18 protein-coding genes are annotated in these 23,021 nt (G+C 32.2%); all 18 read right to left on the bottom strand.

Annotated elements, in window-relative coordinates; genetic code table 11:
• Positions 1-26 precede the first annotated feature (26 nt).
• The 18 genes from M014_RS0111760 to M014_RS0111675 all read right to left on the bottom strand — a co-directional run bounded on the left by M014_RS0111760 (position 27) and on the right by M014_RS0111675 (position 22,976).
• Entirely contained in the window at positions 27-1,220 is a 1,194-nt protein-coding gene (locus tag M014_RS0111760; RefSeq protein WP_026591910.1) for a glycosyltransferase, read from the bottom strand.
• A gap of 12 nt (positions 1,221-1,232) precedes the next feature.
• Entirely contained in the window at positions 1,233-2,423 is a 1,191-nt protein-coding gene (locus M014_RS0111755; RefSeq protein WP_026591909.1) for a glycosyltransferase, read from the bottom strand.
• A gap of 14 nt (positions 2,424-2,437) precedes the next feature.
• Positions 2,438-3,598, bottom strand: coding sequence for a polysaccharide pyruvyl transferase family protein (locus tag M014_RS0111750; protein ID WP_026591908.1), 1,161 nt, complete (start codon positions 3,596-3,598; stop codon positions 2,438-2,440).
• An 18-nt stretch (positions 3,599-3,616) separates the two neighbouring features.
• A complete protein-coding gene (locus M014_RS0111745; protein ID WP_026591907.1) occupies positions 3,617-4,648 on the bottom strand; it encodes a glycosyltransferase in 1,032 nt (343 codons plus the stop codon).
• Positions 4,649-4,888: 240 nt separating this feature from the next.
• Positions 4,889-6,091, bottom strand: coding sequence for a glycosyltransferase (locus M014_RS0111740; RefSeq protein WP_026591906.1), 1,203 nt, complete (start codon positions 6,089-6,091; stop codon positions 4,889-4,891).
• An 85-nt stretch (positions 6,092-6,176) separates the two neighbouring features.
• Positions 6,177-6,794 (bottom strand): acyltransferase, encoded by a 618-nt coding sequence (locus M014_RS0111735; RefSeq protein ID WP_026591905.1) that lies wholly within the window; start codon positions 6,792-6,794, stop codon positions 6,177-6,179.
• Positions 6,787-7,554: a glycosyltransferase family 32 protein gene (locus tag M014_RS0111730; RefSeq protein WP_026591904.1), complete on the bottom strand. Its 768-nt coding sequence runs from the start codon at positions 7,552-7,554 to the stop codon at positions 6,787-6,789. Before M014_RS0111730 ends, M014_RS0111735 begins: the two co-directional genes overlap by 8 nt.
• A 60-nt stretch (positions 7,555-7,614) precedes the next feature.
• Complete coding sequence (locus M014_RS0111725; RefSeq protein ID WP_026591903.1) at positions 7,615-8,682, bottom strand: EpsG family protein; 1,068 nt, start codon at positions 8,680-8,682, stop codon at positions 7,615-7,617.
• 151 nt (positions 8,683-8,833) lie between these two features.
• Positions 8,834-9,736, bottom strand: a complete 903-nt coding sequence (locus M014_RS0111720) for a glycosyltransferase family 2 protein (RefSeq protein ID WP_026591902.1) — start codon at positions 9,734-9,736, stop codon at positions 8,834-8,836.
• 27 nt (positions 9,737-9,763) lie between these two features.
• Positions 9,764-10,876 carry a glycosyltransferase family 1 protein gene (locus tag M014_RS0111715; protein WP_026591901.1) on the bottom strand — a complete coding sequence of 371 codons (1,113 nt, stop codon included), beginning with the start codon at positions 10,874-10,876 and terminating at the stop codon, positions 9,764-9,766.
• A gap of 11 nt (positions 10,877-10,887) precedes the next feature.
• Positions 10,888-11,955 carry a glycosyltransferase gene (locus M014_RS0111710; protein ID WP_026591900.1) on the bottom strand — a complete coding sequence of 356 codons (1,068 nt, stop codon included), beginning with the start codon at positions 11,953-11,955 and terminating at the stop codon, positions 10,888-10,890.
• Positions 11,918-13,084: a glycosyltransferase family 4 protein gene (locus tag M014_RS0111705; protein ID WP_026591899.1), complete on the bottom strand. Its 1,167-nt coding sequence runs from the start codon at positions 13,082-13,084 to the stop codon at positions 11,918-11,920. The genes M014_RS0111710 and M014_RS0111705 overlap by 38 nt, the downstream gene beginning before the upstream one ends.
• Positions 13,085-13,188: 104 nt before the next feature.
• Positions 13,189-15,003, bottom strand: a complete 1,815-nt coding sequence (locus M014_RS0111700; RefSeq protein ID WP_026591898.1) for a polysaccharide biosynthesis protein — start codon at positions 15,001-15,003, stop codon at positions 13,189-13,191.
• 387 nt (positions 15,004-15,390) lie between these two features.
• Positions 15,391-16,050 (bottom strand): CpsD/CapB family tyrosine-protein kinase, encoded by a 660-nt coding sequence (locus tag M014_RS0111695; RefSeq protein ID WP_026591897.1) that lies wholly within the window; start codon positions 16,048-16,050, stop codon positions 15,391-15,393.
• Complete coding sequence (locus tag M014_RS0111690) at positions 16,040-16,738, bottom strand: YveK family protein (protein WP_026591896.1); 699 nt, start codon at positions 16,736-16,738, stop codon at positions 16,040-16,042. The genes M014_RS0111695 and M014_RS0111690 overlap by 11 nt, the downstream gene beginning before the upstream one ends.
• Before the next feature lie 691 nt (positions 16,739-17,429).
• Positions 17,430-18,311, bottom strand: coding sequence for a UTP--glucose-1-phosphate uridylyltransferase GalU (gene galU, locus M014_RS0111685; RefSeq protein ID WP_026591895.1), 882 nt, complete (start codon positions 18,309-18,311; stop codon positions 17,430-17,432).
• Between the two features lie 206 nt (positions 18,312-18,517).
• A complete protein-coding gene (locus M014_RS0111680) occupies positions 18,518-19,726 on the bottom strand; it encodes a glycosyltransferase family 4 protein (protein ID WP_026591894.1) in 1,209 nt (402 codons plus the stop codon).
• Positions 19,727-19,748: 22 nt separating this feature from the next.
• Complete coding sequence (locus tag M014_RS0111675; RefSeq protein WP_026591893.1) at positions 19,749-22,976, bottom strand: CDP-glycerol glycerophosphotransferase family protein; 3,228 nt, start codon at positions 22,974-22,976, stop codon at positions 19,749-19,751.
• Positions 22,977-23,021: the final 45 nt, after the last annotated feature.

The following is a 23,021-nucleotide window of genomic DNA, read 5'->3' as shown; positions in this document are numbered from 1 at the left end:
ATTTAACTTATTTTTAAATGCTATATTTAACCATTTATTAAGTTATACAAATGATCCACTTCATCTTCTGTCCCCAATTCTTCTTTCTTGAGATTATCGATAAACTTACTTCTTAACTTTTCTTCTTTTATTAATAACTCAAGATGATTTGCCACTGACATAGGGGTCATCTCTGCAATTACTCCATTGATATTATTTCTTATATGATTATTAGCTGTCTCAAAATTAGTAATTAATATTGGCTTTGCCAGTATTTTTGCCTCATCTATAGAAATAGATTTACCTTCATATCTAGATGTTTGCATATATATATCTGCTTGTTTTATGTATGGATATGGATTTTCTTTTACACCTAATAATTTTACTCTTTTCTCCAGTTTTTCTTCCTTTATAATTCTTTCAAGTTCTTCTCTTACATTGCCTTCCCCAATCAAATACCATGTAAGATCGTACCCTTTTTTTATGAGTATATTAAATGCTTCTAAAGAGATATCTAATCCCTTTTCTTTAGCCAATCTTCCTACCGAAATTAATGATATACTTCTATCGTTCTCTTCTTTAAAATCAACTTTCTCTAATGACATTTTCCTTATCATTCTGGAAGAAACTATATTATGTATACACCCAATTTTTTGTTCATGTTCAGGAAAATTCTCTTTTAAAATATTTACTAGCTCTTCTGATACAGTCACTATATGATCCAGTTTACCAAAATAAAATTTTTCTTTGCTATAATCAATCCCTAATTTGTTATAATCCGTGTGTATCCATCCAATCTTTTTTTTCGCTTTTACCTTGTCTACACAGAAATATATAGGGTTTTTTTCCTGGAATCCTATAGCTACATCGTATTCCCCATTGATTTCACCTATCGATTTTGATATATATTTCCATATTTTTTGTTCAATTATGGCCCCATTTGTTTCTGTCTTAGCCAGATAACCTAATACCCCTCTAGAAAATATCGTTTTAAAATCTCCTATTTTTATTAATTCTGTAAAAGACTTTTTTATGGGCATATCAAAATATTTATATTTTATCGGTTCTGGTAATACAGTGACTTCTTTTGGTAACTTATTTATAAATATTCCTTCATGCTTGAATAAAAATAAATCTACTTTGTATTTAGAATAATCTATAACTTCCAATAAAGAAATTAGGGCTTTTTCAGCCCCACCACAATTTAGATTATTCATTATAAATAATATATTTTTTTTCATGAACTTCACCCATTATAGAATTTCATATAACTTATATATTTCTTCTTCCGTTCCTAATTTCTCTTTCGAAAGGTTACTTACTAATGTTTTCTTTAGTTTTATATCTTTTATAAGTCTCTCAATTCCTTCTGCAATAGCCTCTGGTTTCATGTCTACAATTAATCCATTTATCTCGTTGTCAATTTGATCTTTCGCAGTACTAAAATCAGTAACAAGTATAGGTTTATTCAATATTTTTGCCTCATCAATTGCTATAGATTTCCCTTCAAATTTAGATGTCTGTGCATAAATATCTGCTTGTTTTATATACGGGTAAGGATTAGATTTTAACCCTAACAATTTGAAATTATTTTCTAATTTATTTGCTTTTATCAAATTAGTCAGTTGTTCTCTTTCTTCCCCCTCACCTATAATATTCCACTTTATTTTGTATCCTTTATCTATTAATTTCTTACAGGATTCTATAGCCATTTCAAAGCCTTTTTGATAGTGCAACCTACCTATCGAAAGGATAATAATTTCATTATCTTGCTTAACATAAACATCCTTATTTTCTTGATTAGCCATTTTATGTATCATTGTCGGTGATACAATATTGTAAATAACACTTATTTCATCTTTTTGATTAGGAAATCTATTTTTTAGAATGTTGGCACACTCTTCCGATACTGTAACTATATTGTTTAGCTTTTTGAAGTACAAAACATCAAAGTTCGAATCCATTCCTAATTTATTATAATCAATGTGTACCCATCCTATTTTTTTATGTGCTTTCACCTTATCTACACAAAAATATGTAGCGGTTTTTTCTAAGAACCCTATAGTAGCATCATACTGTTTCTCAATTTCATTTAAAGACTTAGCAATATATTTCCAGCTGCATTGTTCCTTTATCGATGTATTTTTTCCTATTCTATTCTTCATAGTGAACATACATCTATTATATGCTAGTGATATTTCTCCTTTTAATAAAAATGCTTTGACCGATTTAAACAAAGGTAAAGTAAACGTCTTATATGCTTCTGGTATAGGCAAAATTTGTACATCTTTTGGTACAAATTCCATAAATATACCTTCATGGTTAAACAAAAATAAATCCACATTATATAACTGATAATCTATTTGGGATAGTAAATTTACCAGACTTTTTTCTCCACCACCAGCAGATAGACTAGGCATAACAAATAATAAATTTTTTTTCATAATATAACCTCGATTTACTTAGCTAATTCTTGTAAGTATTCTACCGCTTTATATGACATTCTTTTAATATTAGGCATAGTTTGCTCTAGTTTTCGTTTTAATTGATCTTCTTCTCTTACCATCTCATCGAATTTAGCTTTTAATTTATTACTATTAGATATTTCTTCTATATTTAAGACTAATTTCTCTTCTCCAAATAAGTCTTTAGCTATTCCCTTCGATTTTATACTGTATCCCAATACCATAGTTGGAACACAGTTTGAGTAAGCCGCTATCGTGGCATGTGTTCTAGCTCCTATAAAGAATCGCATCCTAGCTATATAGCCTTTATATTGTATTGCATTTAAATTGTTTGGTAATATAATTACCCTACCTGTATTTTTAAATTCCTCATAATATGTATGCAGAACCTCATAATCATTATTCCCATCCTGCATAACATGCGGTGTGAGGGCAATTGTTGAATCTGTAGTATCTAGTATATGATTAATTAAATCTCTTACCGCAACTTGTGAATCCTTATTTCTATTCCATACAAGTGGACTAAAATTAAGACCTATTGTATTTTCCTCTTGCCATCCTTTAGGTAATTCCAACTCTTCTTTCTCCATGGTAAATGCAGGATCTGCACACAATTTAACATTATTCAGTCCCTTGTTTTTCAACATATTATAGGTAAGAGTTTCACGAGCTAATATTAAATCAAACTGTTTTAAGTCACCTAACTTTCTCTCCGACATATCCTCTTCACCTATAGAACATCCCCATAACACTAACTTCTTTCCTGCTGCTTTTACTTTTTTATCTATTTCATACAATGCAGGCTGCTCCCCGTAACAATAATTATCTCCGCCTATAGATAAGCATACATCCATATTCTTTATATGTTTAATTATATTATCTTCCATTTTAGCTATTGCATAAGATTCATCATTAAACATTTTTACTTTAAGTAAAGCCATCCACCAATCATATGAGTACTTTGCTATACTCTTAGTAGAACCATCATATATTCCATCTAACTTTGTTATAATCTTATCTGTTTCCGGCTTACTTGATATCAAATATATCTTTGCTTCATCTATCTCTTCTTTTATGATATTAGTAGAGGAACGAACAATAGCCTCACACCCTCTATTCAGACTTCCGCCATGGGCAAACATCATGATTTTCATACTTAAACTCCCTCACTATTATTTATTTCTGAATCTACTGTAGGCTGTGACGCAATATAGCCCAACCGTTGATTGTCTCTTTATTAAATTTATTATTAGCCGCTCATATCTTCCTAGCTTGCTATAAATTTCACTATAATATATAGGTAGTGCCTCCCTCACATGTTTATTTTGTATCATACTTTTTACGTATTTATACCGCTTACTGAAACTTACATCTTTAGACGGTGTAAAATAAACGTGTATATAGGACATTACACTATTAATAAACTTTATTGATTTTAATTGATCTATTTTTACTTTATTAAATTTATCAGTATATATTTTAGGCAATTCCATAGTATATACTTCTACAGCCCTCTGAAAGTAATCTCTTTTCGATATATTTCTAGTAGCACTACCAGCTACTTCCCTATAGTGATAACCTGCATAATTGATATATTTCATACGGGTTGCAACACTAAAAAATTCAACGTTAAACATTCCATCTTCCCCCAATGCAATTCCATTTGGAAATTTAACGTCATTTTCCTTGATTACATTATTTCGATAAATCTTATTTACAACGGTATTCAAGTTATCTGCCTTCAGAAAATAAGGTAATAATTCTCGATCTATATAATCCCTTTTGAGAACAGTATCTATAGGAAATGGATATTTTGTAGTTACCTTATGCCCTTCTGTTTCACTCTCGAAATTTGATATAACTACATCACAATTACTTTCTTTTACCGAATTATATAACACCCTATACATATCTCTTTTTACAGAATCATCAGCATCAACAAATCCAACATATTCCCCAACCGCTAAATGTAAGCCCCTATTTCTAGCAACACTTACACCTTGATTTCTTTGATTGATAAGTATAATCCGGTCATCTAATTCCTTATACTTCTCAATTATTTCTCTGCTGTTATCTGTTGAACCATCATTAATAAATATAAACTCACACTCTTGAAGTGTTTGATTTAAAAGTGACTCTATGCACTGAGTGATATATTTTTCTACGTTATAAACTGGTATTATTACACTTACTTTTTGGCTCATGCCTAATCACACCTTTATGGGAAATCTCTTACGCCACTATCATAAATACACCTCTATTATTATCCCCTATACTTGATGTATGAATTGGTTAGGCGCTTATAAAGTGGAACTTTAATCATTGAGGATTTTCTTCATCCCCCAATGATTATTAGTTGAACCAATCGGGTTTTTACGGGCCGTTGATCTCCCACCTAACTTCTTTGTTTTTGCCGAATTTTGAGGTGGGGGTCTTACTGCCCGTTAATGCGGGATAATTTTATATAACTTATTTAATTCAGCGTTATTACTATAATCTCGATCTCGCAAATTATTGATTAATGTTTTCCTTAGCTCATCATCTCTATATAAATTTTCGATACCTTCGACTAACCCCTCTACACTTGAATCACATATAACGCCTTCAATTCCATCATCCAATTGACTGGCCGCAGTAGGATAATTAGTTATCAATATAGGCTTTTCAAGGATTTTAGCTTCCGTAACCGTAACTGCCTTTCCCTCATATCTGGACGGTTGAACGTATAAATCACATAACTTCATATACGGATATGGATTAGTTTGTTTGCCTAATAGTATAAAACTGTCTTCTAACTGTTGTTCCATTATCAGTTCTTTAAGGATAGATTCATCCGATCCGTATCCTATCACATACCATTTTATATTGTTTAATCCTTTATTATGTAATGCTTTAAGAGCTTGTATAGCAACATCAAACCCTTTCGCATATGACAACCTTCCAACTGATAAAATATTAAAGGTATCGTTATTTTTTTTATTAAAATTCACAGTGCTTTCAGCCATATTTCGAATAAATTGGGGTGAAGTAATATTTTCTATTTGTACAATTTTATTTTTTAGCGATGGATATACAGTTAAAAACGTCTTTGTACATTCGTCTGATATAGATGCTATGTAATCAAATTTATTCCACATAGAAAAATCAATTTTATTATCAATTTCTAGTGTGCTATAATCTGTATGAATCCAAGCAACCTTCCTATCAGCGCTGACATTATCAGCTAAAACATCGTGTGGCCATGCGTAACTAATCGCAACGTCATATTTTTTTTTCTGTTTAGGCAAAAAATATGCTGCATATTTTGACACAAGCTGCATCTGAATATATCCCGAACCTTCCTTTAACTGTCTCTTTTTTGATATTCTGCCTGCCATATACTTACTGATTATTCTTGTGATTACTGCCCCAAAATATCCTCCACGTATACATTGCACAATTGACTTCCTAAAGACGGTATATCCACCTATCTGTGGTAGTACGTTAACTTTATTAGGTACTAGATTTAAGAACTCTCCGCTATGATTAAAAATCAATAAATCTATGTTGTATGTATCATAGTCGAAGCTTTCCAACATATTAATTAGACTTCTCTCTATTCCACCTATCTCCATATCATAGATAGAGATTAAAACATTTTTTTTCATACGCTTCCTCACATTCATGTTTTGTTTTGATGTAAGTAAATGAAAGCAATCGTAGTATGTGAATTCATATGGAATAAACTTTTCATTAACTGCTTAAACTAGTGCGATCAATACAGATATTCTCTCTTTTATTCACAAATAACGTATTAGAAGGAATACGCCCTTTTACAACGCTTCCGGCAGCTATTACGGTATTATCGCCTATAACAGTATCCTTCAATATAACTACATTAGAACCAATCCAAACATTCTTCCCTATCTTTACTTCACCTTTTACCAGATGACCATCTGTAGGGTCTTTATAATTATGATCGTGGTCATTAATGCACACATTGGGTCCTATCTTTGTACCTCTTCCAATCGATATTCTATTTACACAGTTGATATTACAGTTATCATTAATAAACACTTTTTCTTCTATATCTAATACCCCGTCAAAATCCAGTCTCATGCTGGCATTCTTTCTTACAAATACAAACTTTCCAATATTAACTTTTGAACGCTTATTAAAGATCTCAATCTTGCTATTTGCTTGGAGAAAAAAGATTGAACACTTTATATTACGAAAATATATTACCTTATAGAAGGCACCTCTTAATGCACCAATTATATGTGAAATATTCATTAGTACAGTAAAGTACAGCCCTCTATTACGGCTTTCTGCAACTATTGTTTGAATAATTTTCTTGAATACATTAATCATGTGTATTCTCCTTAAAACCTTTTTTTCCTATTATGTACTTTCTTAGCCTAGCAATATTATTTCCACCTATTATTTTCGCTAAGATCAATTTTATATTACCCTTGATTCTTACTTTGGGCGGCAACCAACTTTTATAAAAATGATGCATTGCATATGTATTTTCAGTTATAAATTTTCTGCAATTGATATAATCATATGGAGAAAAATAAGTTTGTGGATAAAAGGCCCCCATACCGCTTATTTCTTGATATTCTCCATTTAATTTTAACCCTGCATTTTTTAGTATATTCGTTACAATAGCCACATTGGTTAATTCATCATGTTTTCCATCTTCTTTGATGAACTCTTTCCCTTCATATGAATCCAAAAATGTTTTAATTAACTTATTTCCTTTCATAGCCCCTATAGTACTTGTAGCTATATAATTTTCTTGTTCAAATCCCCAAAATGAATCATGATGAAGCATATTATCAAAAGGTTTAAATACCTCTACATCAGTATCTAAATAAATACCTCCAAACTTATAAAGAACATATACTCTTACATAATCACTTACAAATGCAAATTTTTTCGCATCATAGGCTTCTTTGACATATAGGTTACATTCTATGTCAAAATTTTTTTCATTCCACTCAATAATTTCATATTCTGGGAGGTTCCTCTTCCAGCTATCTATGCATTTTTGTACGATCTCAGGTTTCTCTCCACCACCAAACCAACAATAATGTATGATTGATGGAATTTTCCTCACGTTCTCCAATTGATACACTCTCCCCGATATGCTTAAATTTATACTTAAAAGTAGGGGTTACTTAAAAATCTATAAAGATATATATTTACTTGTATAAATGATACCTAAACTTATTACATTCTCATAAAAATAATAAATGAGATAACATAATAAAAGTCCGTAATATACAAACTTCCTATCCTTTTTAGAAAATAATACAACAATCCATGAAATTAAAATTAATTGATATAAACTGAAATAAATGGTAAACCTTGCAAATATCCAATTTTGCGTTGAAATAATCATAAACACTAAACCAATTAAAGACATGTTTACAATGTAATCACTTTTCGGAAAGACTTCTCTTAATTTTTCTCTGCCAAGATATGCAATAACTATTGGCACAGCACTAACTGCAACACGTAATACATTTGCTCCTCCCTCTGCAAAGTTCTTATAGTGTCCATACTGAGTTGATTCTAATGCCGAGAACAAAGCGGATGAGAATTGGTTAAACCCAATTACTATAATGACCGAGAAGAACAGCAATACATACGTATCCCAAGCCCAAGCCTTTCTCCTAACCAAAAAATAAATTGGGATTAAGATAAGCGCTGACTTATGAATCATAGCTGCTAAAAGTACAATTAAAATATATTTTTTCCAATTTCCATTAAAAATATATTTCGTGGCCAGAAAGACAATGGATGCTGCTAAAAATTGTCTGATTCCATTCATGGATACCAAATACATTCCACCTGTAATATATACAAATAAAGCTAATTCAAACATTCGGGAGTATTTATAAAGAGTTATTACAATTAATACATTTGTTACTAAAGCGACAAAAAATATCATAATCTGCGGATCTTTTGAGAAATGTTGCAGAAACATCTGTAAAATATCAAATCCAAAATCCCCTGAAAAATCAATATTGCTCCAACTGAATTCATTGTGGGCATAGGAATACATGTAAAAATAAGTATCACCAATATTATTTCTAAGTCCCGATACAATAACAAGAGATGCCATTGCCAAGAAACTAAGCATCTTATTTGGTTGAACCGGAACGATCCCGTTGCTCATGCTCTTTGCAGAATACCTTGCAAAAAAAGATAAAATGTAAACTACAAAAAGGTTTATCCATAATATAGTCATTCCATAACTCCTTCCACACAGCAAACAAGCAAGTAACTTAGACAAGCAAAGACACTGAAAAAATAGATATATTTATACATAAATATATCAACAGATTCATCAGCCAATGATTGCAACCTTAAACAGCAATTACCCGCACGTCTTTACCTTCCTAATGACGCTTCGAAATGGTTTTATTACTCGTATTCTGTATATAAAGATAGAGAAGAATCCCGAAAGGTATCGCCAAGAGAGTCGTGCCCTTACATGGTGATTCTTTAAGAAAAGCATAATTTCTAATCATTAGATTACTCGATACATAATGTATGGATTCTCGAAATCTCTCCTTAAAAGAAGGAGCATACTTCATAGCAACCTTCCTGAAGAATAAAAACCCACGCGGATTTTTCTTATATTGTTTAATCATGTTCATGCTTGAACCATCATCTAAATATTCCACATGGCATAAGACTTCGTTCATAATAAGTAAAGGACATTGTTGATCAATTAAAATATACTTATAACTGAGCGGACAGTACTTTTCTCCTGAAAATATAGGATATGGCAAAGATTTTTTTGTCAATTCCGAACGATAAACTAGTTTCTTATCGCCTCTAACCCCATGAAGACCATACAAACCTGATAGTGTGGAAGCCTGAATATTAGATGGCATTTTTGTTCCAATGATCTCCCCATTCTGTTTCGCATCCAAACCGACTATTCCAGCAAACTTCTTGCTTCCATGTGTCTTCCAAAATGAAGCAATCTTTTCAACTGCATCTTCAGCCATATAATCATCCGAGTCTATACAAACATTTAGCTCTGTATCAATTAATTCATAAGCGGTATTGTGTGCTCCGTGCATACCTTGATTTTCTTGGTAATGATAACGAATGGGAACGACATCTTCTGCAATCCAAGTATCTATAAGCTCCTTTGTGTTATCAGTAGAGCCATCATCAATAATTAACCAAATAAAATCTTTACATTTTTGTCTCTTTAAACTTTCGTAACATAAATGAAGGGTATATGCACGATTATATGTAGGCGTAAAAATGGTTAAGAGTTGTGTCATTGCAACCCCTCCTGCATCAAATTTTTATTATTTATAGGCATGTGCATAATAGTAATCTGTCAGCCAATTTGCCATAGTAGCCGTATCATAGCCCTTATTTTGCATTACATTTGTTGTATCCTCATGCTCTAATGATGAGGAAAGAATTGAATCTGCCCATAATTCCGTTGAACTCTTTAAGCTCATGAATTTCATTCGACCAGTCAAGTTAGATTCACTAGTAATTGCATCAGACACCACACAATTTAAACCAGCAGCCTGTGCTTCCACTAGTACAACTGGCAAGCCTTCAAAAAGCGATGGAAATAGAAAAACATCAAATCCTTGCATCAATTGCGGGATATCAGTTCTAGTTCCTAGAAATCTGACTTTAGAAGACAATCCTAAGTCAGCGACTTTTTTTTCAATGCTTGCACGTAGAGTACCCTCTCCTATGAGAACCAGTATGGATTCTGGGTTCTTTTTATGTACAGCATGGAAAATATCTATTAAAAATTCATGATTTTTTTGCTTATTGAATCTTCCTACATGCCCGATAACTAACGTATTATCGTTTGCTCCAATTTCTTCTCTTACCTTATTTCTGTTACTTTCGTTATATTTAAATTCTGCAGCATTCACTGCGTTATTTAGAACTTTTACTTCATTAGAGTTTGCTCTTTTCTTCCCAAACAACCATTCCCCTGCTTTTTTTGAACATGCAAAATATGCAGTCGGATTTTCTTTCATTGTGAATCGTGCATATAATCGAAAAGGAAGTTTTATGTCGATACCTAAATCACTCAAATGACTGTGAGCAATACGGCACGGAACACCTGCATTTTTTGCTGCTCTTAATACAAAACTACTGTTCTCATTGATATGGGAATGTACTACTTTATACTCAGGATTAGTAGCAAAGAACTCATTGAGTAATTTAAAGTAACGTCGATAATTTCCAGGGCGTATCTGTGGCATTCGATAAATTTTTCCACCAAGCTCCTCAATTTCATCATCATAATGTCCCTTATCTGTTCTATGTACCATAAAATCAAATTGAATCTTACTGCGATCTATTCTTCGATAATAATTCATCAACATAGTTTCAAGCCCGCCACGATTCATGACGGTAACTACTTGAAGTATACGAATAGGTTTCAAGAGTACCACCCCTATCTAATCATCTTTCTGAGTGAATCTATTGCCACTAACATGAAATAATATCCTGCAGTAAATCTGTATTTTACACAAAAGTAAAACGCCTTCCAAACAATCGGAAAGTAATTCATTTCTAATTGTTTAAAAGAACGTTTTATACGATTATCATTCAGTATTTTACTTAATATATTAAATTTCGTTAATGGAGATACACGATTACTTTTACTGATTGTATTCAGACCAAGTCCGAGCGTATTAAGACAAATACGATTATTTAAAGCTAATTGGAAATTCCCTGATAGCCCCTTATCTTTTAAAAATCTCTCGATGATGTCATACAGGTTAAACCATTGGTTCATCAATTCCGATTTGTAATTAGATGTCACCGAAGCCGTATTTGTTTTCCAATAATGATAAAATGGCTCGTTTAAGAAAACAAAATGATCTATATAATAAAACACCTGTATATTAAATAATGAATCTTCATTTGTACCAATATAACTCAAATCCACAAACTGAATAGCATTTTCTTTAATAACCGCAGAACGATAAAGCTTTGACCAAACAGTGCCCCACGCATCTAAGAATTCTGGATTTCCCATTTCTTCATTTATAGGACCGATTAAACGTCTCATTACATTTGCTTTAATTTCTTCGCCTTCATAACAAATTTTTTCAGGAAGATCAAATTTCTTCTCTTTTGAATGACTTCCAAATTCACGAGTATATGTGCACATAACAACGTCTGCTTTACCTTGAACTGCTTCCTTATACAAGGTTTCATACATTTCCATGTCTATCCAATCATCCGGATCAACAAACCCAATATATTCCCCGCTCGCAGTTTGTATACCTGCATTTCTTGCTGAAGAAACACCACCATTTTCTTTTTCAATCACTATAATCCTTTTATCTTTCTTTGCATACTCATTAAGTATATTTGCACTCTTATCTGTTGAGCCATCGTTTACCACGATGATTTCGATATCTTCAAGTGTTTGTGATATTAAGCTGTTTAAACATCTTCCTAATAAATTTTCAACATTATAGACAGGAACTATTATACTTACTTTCGGCTTCATCCGTTTCCTCCAGAATATATTTCCCATAAATAGAACTCAATTCCGATTTAACTTGAATAATCGAATATTTATGTACTTTCCGCTTACTTTCAATACCCATTTTCACAAGTAATTCCTTTGACTTGCTCATTTCTACTACTTTTAAAGCAAACACTTGAGCATCTTGATTGGAAATGATATGACCATTTACTTCATCTTCTACAAGCTCCAAATGTCCCCTATTCTCACTTGCAATTATTGGCAACCCACAAGCCATTGCCTCCATAATATTAACCGGTAAACCTTCGCGAAGACTCGATGCAACCGCAATATCGCAGGCTGGCAAAAATTTTGGGATATCATTTCGATAACCAAGAAAGTCCACCATTTCATATACGCCAATTTGTTTGGCCAAGTCTTTACAATCCTCTAGTAAGGGACCGTTTCCAGCTAATAGGAGCTTTGCGTTTGGGACAATATCCTTTATTAAAGCCAATGACCGAATCAAAAATTGTTGATTTTTATTTTTATTAAACTCAGCCGCATAGAACATCAAGAAATCATTAGGTTTATATCCCATCTCACTCCTTATACAAAGCTTTTGAATCTCATCAACTGGTTTAAAGTATTCTGTATCTACTCCCACTCCGTGAACCGGTTCAATTTTAACTGCTTTGAAACGCCGCTGAACAGCCAGATTATAATCCTCTTGATTTATTGTTATCAGGCAGTCTGTGTAATTTGCCATTATTTTTTCAATGGGATAATATAATAACCAATTTATAAGCGGGGCACCTTTACAAAAATGGAACCCGTGAGCAGTATATAAAACCTTCGTGCCATATTTCCTAGCATTTCTTGCCGCTAAACGTGTAATCACGCCCCCCATTGGTGTATGGCAATGAATAATTTTGTATCCATTTTCATCAATAATAGCTTTCAATTCTTTATAGGCCTTAATATTTTTGAACTGCAAAGGTGATCTTTGGATAGAAATTTCATACTTCTTATCCACGTAGGGAAGTTCCATGTTGCCAGCAGCAGCAACATGAACTTCCCACCCTTGTTCTTTAAACCATTTCATATACGGCAAGTGAAAAGCTTTAAAATGAAAATCAACTGTTGCACAGAATAATACTTTATTTCTCACATATATCACCCTACACTCGTTATAATCTGTCTAACCAACTTGCACATACTTCATTTTTTTAAATAATAAAATACGTATCTACGCACACGTACTCAAATTGACATTCATACTATATTTTGCAGAACTATACGACTATTTGCCAATTTCAATAGCTCTTCTCTTAATTCTGATTTTTCAATATTATGATATGTTTGAATAATTTCTTCAATTTCTTTTATGTAAAGATCAGACCTTTTACCTATATAAATTTTAGGATGAATTTGTTGCTCATGTACTTCCTCTTTTTTCAACAATTCTTCAAAAAGCTTCTCTCCAGGTCTCATTCCAGTGAACTTTATTTGTATCTCATCTAATGAATGTCCTGATAATGTAATTAAGTTTTTCGCAAGATCCACTATTTTGACAGGATCACCCATATCCAAAATGAATATCTCCCCACCTTTAGCTAATGCCCCGGCTTGTATTACAAGTTTAGATGCCTCTGGAATTGTCATAAAGTAACGAATCATTTTTGGATCAGTGACAGTCACTGGTCCTCCTTGCTTAATTTGCTTTTTGAACAGTGGTATAACACTACCACGGCTCCCCAATACATTTCCAAATCGTACAGCCACAAATTTCGTACTACTTGTTTTATCTAAGTTTTGGATTACCATTTCAGCAAGCCTTTTTGTCGCTCCCATTACACTCGTAGGATTCACAGCTTTATCTGTAGAAATCATTACAAACGTCTCCACGCCATGCCAACTTGCTGCTTTTGCTACGTTTGTTGTCCCGATCAAATTATTTTTTACCGCTTCTTCAGGATTACGTTCCATTAAGGGTACATGCTTATGTGCAGCAGCGTGATAAACAACTTGAGGATGATATTGACTCATGACTGACATCATTTTCATATCATCCTGTACATCAGCAATTTCTGTAGTAAAGATAATATCGGTGTCACTGTATAGCTCTTTTAATTCCATTTCAATAGAATAGATACTATTTTCCCCATGGCCTAATAAAACCAATTGTTTTGGATTAAATTTTGCGATTTGACGACAAATTTCAGATCCAATTGAACCACCGGCACCAGTTACCAAAATAACTTTATCAGTAATGAAACCTGAAATACTTTCAATATCTAATTCAACAGGTTCACGCCCTAATAAATCTTCTACCTGAACATCACGAAATTCATTTACTGAAACCTTCCCAGTCATTAAATCCTCTAACCTTGGGAGAATTTGTGTTTTTATTTTTGTCTTGGAACATTCTTGGAAAATCGTATTTAATGCTTTCTTGCTAAGCGACGGAATTGCTATTATGATATTATCAATATCTAATTGCTGAACAGCAGATTCAATATGTTTAACCCCTCCGATTACTGGTACCCCAAGAATATCCAATCCATGTTTCTTTATATTGTCATCGATGAAGGCAACAGGCAGTAATTCTGTTTCATTATTATTCAAAAGCTGTCGTACAACCATTGCTCCCGCAGAACCTGCCCCAATAATCATTGTTCTTTTTTTGTCGTCACCCTTTTTAATATATGCATCTCTAAATATTCGCCATAGAAAGCGTGATCCTCCAATCAGTAAAACATGAATCATCCACGTTACAACAAGCAGACGGAAATAAATATCATGGAGCAATATCTGTTGTACTACTGCTGTTGTGATAACAGAAAGTGTAACTGCTTTCAAAACAATGAATAGTTCGCCTATACTTGCATACTCCCATGCTTTTTTATATAACTTATAAATAAAAGAAAAAACATGATGGCTAAGAAGCAAGGTCAGTGCACTTACTACAATAGGCAATGTTATGACATGGAAATCAGCACTTACTAAAAAGCGACTAAAGAAAATCGTGGTTAATACAATTAAGGAATCTATTAAAATTAATAGAAACAACCTTTGATGATACGTCATAATAAGCCCCTCTCTCAATTTTTTGCAACTGATATTTTTATTTATATATACCCAACTAAAGATTTAATGAAGGAAATAAATGAATAACTAATACAAAGTTCCTGTCTACAAGATCCTTCAAAAAGACTTTCTAGACAGAAACTTCAAATAAATACGGGCATTTAACCCTCCCTCACATCACGCTCTTGACGACTAACGTCTAAGGTCTTTTAACCCACAGCATAATCGAGTGCCTCCATTGATAGCGGTAAGGAGACATCACCGTACCCTATACTTTTTTTTATAGGTGACCTTTCATTCTCTACCGAAGAATGTCCTTCCTCCTTACCCCATGGACTAAAAAGTACTGTACGAGCATCTCCCGCATAACTGATTTGAATAAATCTCTTATACCTTTTTATTCAAAATAGCTCCTAGAAACCTACTGTTGCTTAAACCTAACACTCTTTCTGCTTCAACTACTGCTTCACTAGCAGTTTTATTGCAATTTAATACCAACAATACACCATCACACTGACTAGCTAGTATACTCGTGTCTGTTACTTCCAGAAGAGGTGAAGAATCAAATAAAATAACGTCATATTGTTCGATTACTTTGTTAATTAAATCTTGCATGGATGGTAAGCTAAGCAGCTCAGCCGGATTATTAACTTCAGAACCACTTGTTAAAACATGCACATTTTTGATTTTCGTCTGAATTACCGCCTTCTCTAGCGTTGCTTTCCCCTCTAGAACATTTGTTAATCCCGATCTATTTTCTATTCCAAAAATTTTATGTAATTCTGAAGTTCTTAAATCCGCATCAATGACTAAGACCTTTTCATCCTGCTGGGCCATAGAAACCGCCAAATTTGCCACAGTAATGGTTTTCCCTTCCCCATATCCAGGAGAAGTAATTATTATAGTTCTTTTTTTATCTGCTTCAGATACAAACTGAAGATTAGTACGAATTGTTCGATATTCCTCAGCAACCTTCGAATTCGGAGCTGTATGCGCAATCAAATTACTATTATCAAGAGGACGACTTTGTTTTTTATTAAGAATCAAATGTTTTTCCTCCTACCATTACACTTTCTTTCTTACTGTTTTGATCTACTATGTTATTTTTTTTCATTTGGGAAACACTTCCCAAAATAGGGATCGGTAGTAACTTCTCAATATCACGTTCGGATTTAATTGTTTCATCAAGGGAATCTAATAAGAAAACGATCCCTATACTCAATATAAATGCGACAGCCATGGCCAGCTCTATCGTACCTGCATGATTTAAATTTATTGGTGAAGGGTTTCCTTTTTCGTTCGCTTCTGTTAAGACACGAACACCTCCAAAATTCATAACAGATTTTACTTCTTCTTTATAAACATTTGCTGTAACATTAGCAATTTGAGCAGCCTGTACTGGATTAGTATCTACAGCTGTTATAGTGATAACCTGCGATTCTTCTACCTTTCCAACATTTATCTGCCCGCTTAATGCGCCTGCTGATTTTTTCAAATTTAGTTGCTGAACTACTTTTTCTAAAACAACAGGTTCTTTAATCATCACTTTAAGTGTACCCATTGTTTCAGCATTTGCCGGAATAAGGATCCTTGCGGAAGACGAATATAAAGGCGTTTTCATAAAAAAACTGTATATCCCACCAACGAATCCGGCCAATAGTGTGATTACTGCGATAATCCAAAATCTTCTTTTTATAACATTAAACAAACTTTTTAAATTTATTTCCTTCTCCATACTTCCCCTCCACTATTATTTAATTAAAAATGAAGTTAAATATATATTGAACAACATCATTTATTTTACATCTGAATATATTTACAAATCGCCATCCAAATATACATATTTTCAATTATTTAAAAATGTACAAAATCACTTCTAATTTTTATTACAATGACTGACCTAAAGCATGAATAACTCCTCAAAAATTCCTTCGTATTGTTACATTATTTCATGTCACAATACGAAGGAATTAGTGTTAGTATCATCCACATAGAACATTGCACAGTCTTTTAAACAAATCCTTACTCTATAAGGTTTTAACAATATACCTATGTATATTTACTTTTCATAGTCAGGGAAAATGAATCAAAATTGTACATATTTATCCCAGCGTTAACACGTATATTTAAATTAATATTTATATATATTCAATGTAATTTAATGCAAGATAAGAAAATTGAACTTTTTAAGTATAGATTTAATTAATAAAAACAAACGTTTTGTTTTGTTAATCATAATATACTCATGTATTATTCATTTTAGTTCTTGATAATACCCTCGTCAATATAAATTTATACGTCCACTTCACTCTCTCCTCAGAATATTACATTCAATTATCTTCATATAAATTCACACACAATCTCATAAATAATTGTTTCAAGGAAGTAAAGATCATATAGTCATATGCATATTACCCAATTAAAAATTAGTTACAAACCTTTTCGTTTTCTACTAACTTCTTCATATGATCTAATAGCTCTTTCTTTAGCTCTTCATGTTGCAGTGCCATTTCAATAGTTGTTTGAATGAAACCAAGCTTTTCTCCAACATCATAGCGTTTTCCTTCAAAATCATATGCGAATACACGTTGAATTTCATTTAAACGTTGAATCGCATCTGTTAATTGAATTTCCCCACCAGCTCCTGTTTGTTGATCTTCTAAGAACGTAAAGATTTCTGGTGTTAACACATAACGTCCCATAATTGCTAAATTAGATGGCGCTGTTCCTTTAGCAGGTTTTTCAACAAATTTACTCACTTGATAACTTCTATCCTTTTGCTCTAACGGATCAATAATACCATAGCGATGTGTTTCATTCTCTGGAACAGCTTGAACACCAATTACTGATGATTGTGTATTCTCATATTGATTCATTAATTGGCGTAAACACGGCGTATCCGCTTGAACAATATCATCACCAAGTAGTACCGCAAACGGCTCATTTCCAATAAATTTACGAGCACACCAAACAGCATGCCCTAGACCTTTCGGCTCTTTTTGGCGGATATAATGAATATTGATTTTTGAAGACTCTTGTACTTTTTCAAGAATTTCATATTTTCCTTTTGAAAGTAAGTTTTGTTCTAACTCAAAAGAATGATCGAAATGGTCTTCAATTGCACGTTTTCCTTTTCCCGTTACAATAATGATATCTTCAATGCCAGACTCAATTGCCTCTTCCACAATATATTGAATTGTTGGTTTATCAACAATCGGTAACATTTCTTTCGGCATTGCTTTCGTTACTGGTAAGAATCGAGTTCCTAATCCTGCAGCTGGAATAATAGCTTTTCTTATTTTTTTCAATGGTAATCCTCCTAGTAATCTAAAACATATTTATATAAACCATAAAATTTAACCGTTATAAAAAACATCAAATAATTGAATTACACTCGATGTGGAATAATTTATCCATATATACCTTGTTTTAATTTTATGATTTTTGCCTATTCATATTTCACACATTATTATTCTATGAATGCAGATATTACTAATACAGAATCAATAAAGTATTATATTGATATCTCTGATAATACCTTACCATTCTTTTTTAACTTCTTTTGTACTTGCTCTTCTAAAATGTTTTCCCACTTGTCACCAACGACATTAAAAGTGTATCTTTCAACATTCTCTTTAGCCTTGCGGCCATACTCTTTTCTTAATTCTTCAGATTCCATTAAAGTCATTAATGAATTGGCAAGTTCATCAATATTTCCTTCCTCTACAAGCAATCCATCTTCTTTATTTTTAATTATTTCAACAGGACCTGTACAAGCAAAACTTACACACGGAACTCCTACTGACATAGCTTCAATGATAACCATCCCAAAAGGTTCGTATCTAGAACTTAAAACATAAATTGATGAATTAAGCATTTCACCAATAATATCATTCGTTTTTGGCATTAGAAAAATATTATTATAAGCTTTATAATCAAAAATTTGTTGTCGAAGGAGTTGTTCATCTTCCCCCGAACCAAATATTTTCAGCTTCCAATCTGGATATTTCCCTATAACTTTAGCGAATGCAGGGACTAAAAGGTCAAAACCTTTCTGAGGCACATACCTACCCGCCGCAATCACTACTTTTTTATCCAATTCAGCTGTTTCCTCAGGGATTGCTGTAGCATTTTCTACTTTATATAACTTTACCCCAGTCCCTTTTAAGAGCGATTGATAGTCGTTAATTTCCGAATCTGTTAGGCATGTTAAAGCATCTAATTTCCCATAATATTTTTCAATTTTATTTTGTAAACATTTTTCATGGCCACCAAAATACTTATGTTCTTGACCAATCTTGATTACATTATTACTTACAAACCTAGCTGCTAAGATATTAAATGATGGTATTGTTGTAATTAAGATACCTTCATTAATTTTTCTTAGTGCAGCAATAATTTTAAAGTCAACAAAAAGATTGAACATGTGATATAAATCTTCACTTTTATCTATGAAAAAACTAGGCATTTTCAATAAAATTTTCTTTATTACTTTCTGATAAAGAGGTGTGTTTCTTCCGAATAGTTTTCCTCTTCTAGCATCAAAAATAGGAGTAAGCTTTACTTTTTTATCAATATCAAACATCGGTTTTGCACTCGTTCTCCTAACACTAACAATCTCTACATCATAGTTTTGAGAGGCAAAATAGTTAGCAGTATTCACAACTGTCCTTACAGTTCCTCCCATTCCGTAAATATTATATACAAGGAAAGTAATTTTCACCCGTCCATACCTCACTATTTCTTTATTTTTTCATTGATATTTTTTTAATTTCTTTATAAATTCGTTCAAAGTTCTTTTCATCATGGTAAGCATAATACTTTTTAGATTTAATAAGATACTGAGGTTTGTATTTAAAATCATTTTTAACATATTCACTAATGGATTTTATTACTTCTTCTTTTGTATATGCTATATCTCCAACTAAATCTTTATTTAAATCTACATAAGATCCTCTGTGTTTCAAATAATCATTCACATCAAAATGATAAAAAATTGTTGGCTTTTTCAAATAATTAAAATCAAAGACAACGCTTGAGTAATCCGTAATCATTAAAGAACTATTTTGAATCAGTTCTTTTACACTCTCTTCACCAAGTTTAACAAATTGTATTCTTTCATTTAAGTTTGTAAATTCATCCTTATATTTTTTTTGTATTTCAATATGTGGGAAGAATTTAAGTACTAAATTATTTTTTTCAAGCAAATCATGTAATCTTTTATCCTGCAATAATCCCTGATAATATACAAAGAAATCTGATTCTAAAAACCCTTCTTTTGAGCCAATTATCCATTCTCTCCATGTAGGCATAAGTAGAATCTCCCTACTTTTCTTATCCTTACTTTTATCCACCAGTGAATCAAATCTAGCTAAGCCTGTAGTCATTATTTGCTTTTCTTTAAAATTCATTTTATTTATCAAAATGTTCTTTTCATGCGTAGAAGAAACGACAAACTTTTTAATCATTCCGTTATACGATTTGCTATTGAACTCTAACTTTTTCATTGCAATAATACCATGTTGTAAGTAAATAATTGGCTTTGTGTTACTACCCATTTTAGGATGAACAATATTTGGAATAACATCTCGAATTCCATGGCTTACAATAAGATAATTACTTAAATGATATAAGCAAAGATGTTTAAAACTATCATAGCGAATAACCTTAGCTTTATATGGCTCTAGATTATCCATATTCTTATTCTCCGCTTTACTTACATAATAATAGTCTTCTGAAACATTCTTCTTAACACATGATTCAAAAAAGGCAAATCCGTTATCTTGCGCAACCTCTCCTAAGTTCTCACCAATAAGCCATACTGGTTTCTTCCTAAATTTACTCCATATTTTAGCAATCCCTTTAGCCATTAAGAATCTTACTTTCTCCTTTTTCTTCTCATGGGCCTTTAAGTTTCGCGTTTCAAACGACATCGTCTTATTCTTTTTTTCAAAGAATATAGAACCGTATAACTCACTTCCAACTTTTATTGCATTCGACTTAAAAGTAGAGTTCTGGTTTATAATATTTATATCATTACACAATACCCTTGTTTTAACCTCGTTATTATTAATCCTTGCAGCAAAGTAAACATCCCATTTCCCTGCATCCTGAACTTCATTTGTTTGTATAAGTGATCTATCAATATCAAATTGATACTCATTCAACTTATTCAGCTTACCATTTTGTATAAAAGTTTGGCCTGTGTTTCTTTCTATACAAATTAACCTTGTATCCTGAACTTCAAACTGCTCTTCAGTCATTGAACAAATAACAAGGTTAATATTGTTATTTTTGGAATCCATTGCAATACAATATGCCTGTAAAGAATTTTGTACAGTTACCGATAATTCATTTTGATTTGTGTAATATGGCAGGATTTGCATCGGATACCCATTAATATTTTGGTTTAATGGTGGATAGATAATTGCTTTAGCCTTATTATCTATATCATCTAAGTTAGAAGCCAAACTAAACTCAATACTATGCCCATCACTCTCAATATGAATCATAAACTTTAAATTCAATTCACCATAGCGCCCAATATCAAATGCATTCCAATTATATGAACTATTAAAATAATATCCCTCATCTTCTTTTACAAATTCGCTTATACATTTCATTTTCAAATCGAGGGACTCTTCATACAGATACACGTTTTTTACAACATAATCAATATCTGGAATGTCTATAAAACCTTTTACTATCAAATTGCTAGCCTCGTAATCAACACTGATTACATCACAATATACTCCTTCATCCCTAATTAATAGTGCTAGGTTATCGTCTAAAGTCGCATATGGTCGAATTCTCTTTACACCACTAGACTGATTGTAAACTGTCCTAGGAATAATCACAAAATCCGATTTAGAATCTAAATTTAATTTGACTTTATCTCTGATCCCCTGTACTTCAAAGCTTACAAATATATCCCAAATCCCTTTTTCCCAAAAGACATTCTCTTCCCCAAAATCGACAATTGATTCAAAATATTTGTCTGTTACAGAAATAGGATAAGATAGTTCTCTTTTGGTACCTCGTTGAATAAACAGCAACTCCGCTCTTTGATTTTCCGTATCTATGGAGCTTTGAAATTGAACTTCCCCTTCAATAATTAACTTATTTTGATCCAATTCTACATTGTCAATTTGGGCAGAAACCATTTGTTCTGTATTCTTTTCAATACTCATAACTACTTCATGTTTATTATTACGAGAAAACACATGATAGTATAATTGATCATGATTACTAAAATAACTGCCCACTACTTTATCTGCTTTTGTGTATTTAACCTTTATTGATATAGGCTTATCATTAAAGGTTCCTGAACAAAACATTTCCCAATTGCCGTCATATAGTGGATTGCCTTTTAACTCTAATATTGCTTGATATTCATTTGTATGACTGTTCACTTTTAAACCAGCTAGTTTCCTAACTTCTTTTGTAAGGTTATTTTCCAAGAACAACTCTTTTAAGCATACTTCCTTACGTTTAAACTCTGGTGAAAAATCCCCTAGTATTAGGAGATCTTTTTCCTTATTTTCACTAACTTCAGTTACAGAAACTATAATACTTACGGAATCTTTTCTACTAAACTCAACAACTTTTTCAATCGAATCACTAGTACTCAATTGAAATACTGTTTGTTTTAGACATATATAGAAATCTTCCTTTATATTGTTATATATAGGAATAGAAATTATATCCTGATCCAGTTGTAAACAAAGATTTAATTTTCCATCATTCATTATTTTTGACAGCTCAGAAATTGGTAACGTGTATACCATTCTATCTGCATGAAGTTCTGCGCTAGATGACAATAATTGCTTTTTAAAACTTCCCTTTTGAATAAATAACCCCTTTATTCTCTTATAGACTTCTTCAATCTCCCCATCTGTTTCTACAGAAATATCCAATCTAATATTTCCCTTTGGAACATTGTTTATTTCTTCTAGTAACAATTTGACTTTCAATTCTCTCTCACCTTTCTTCTACTAATAGTTCAATTTGCCCATCAA

It is taken from the genome of Bacillus sp. UNC437CL72CviS29 (assembly GCF_000482345.1).
GTDB lineage: Bacteria > Bacillota > Bacilli > Bacillales > Bacillaceae_G > Bacillus_A > Bacillus_A arachidis.
The sequence above is the reverse complement of the archived record's forward strand: the minus strand, read 5'-3'. Positions and strand labels throughout refer to the sequence as shown.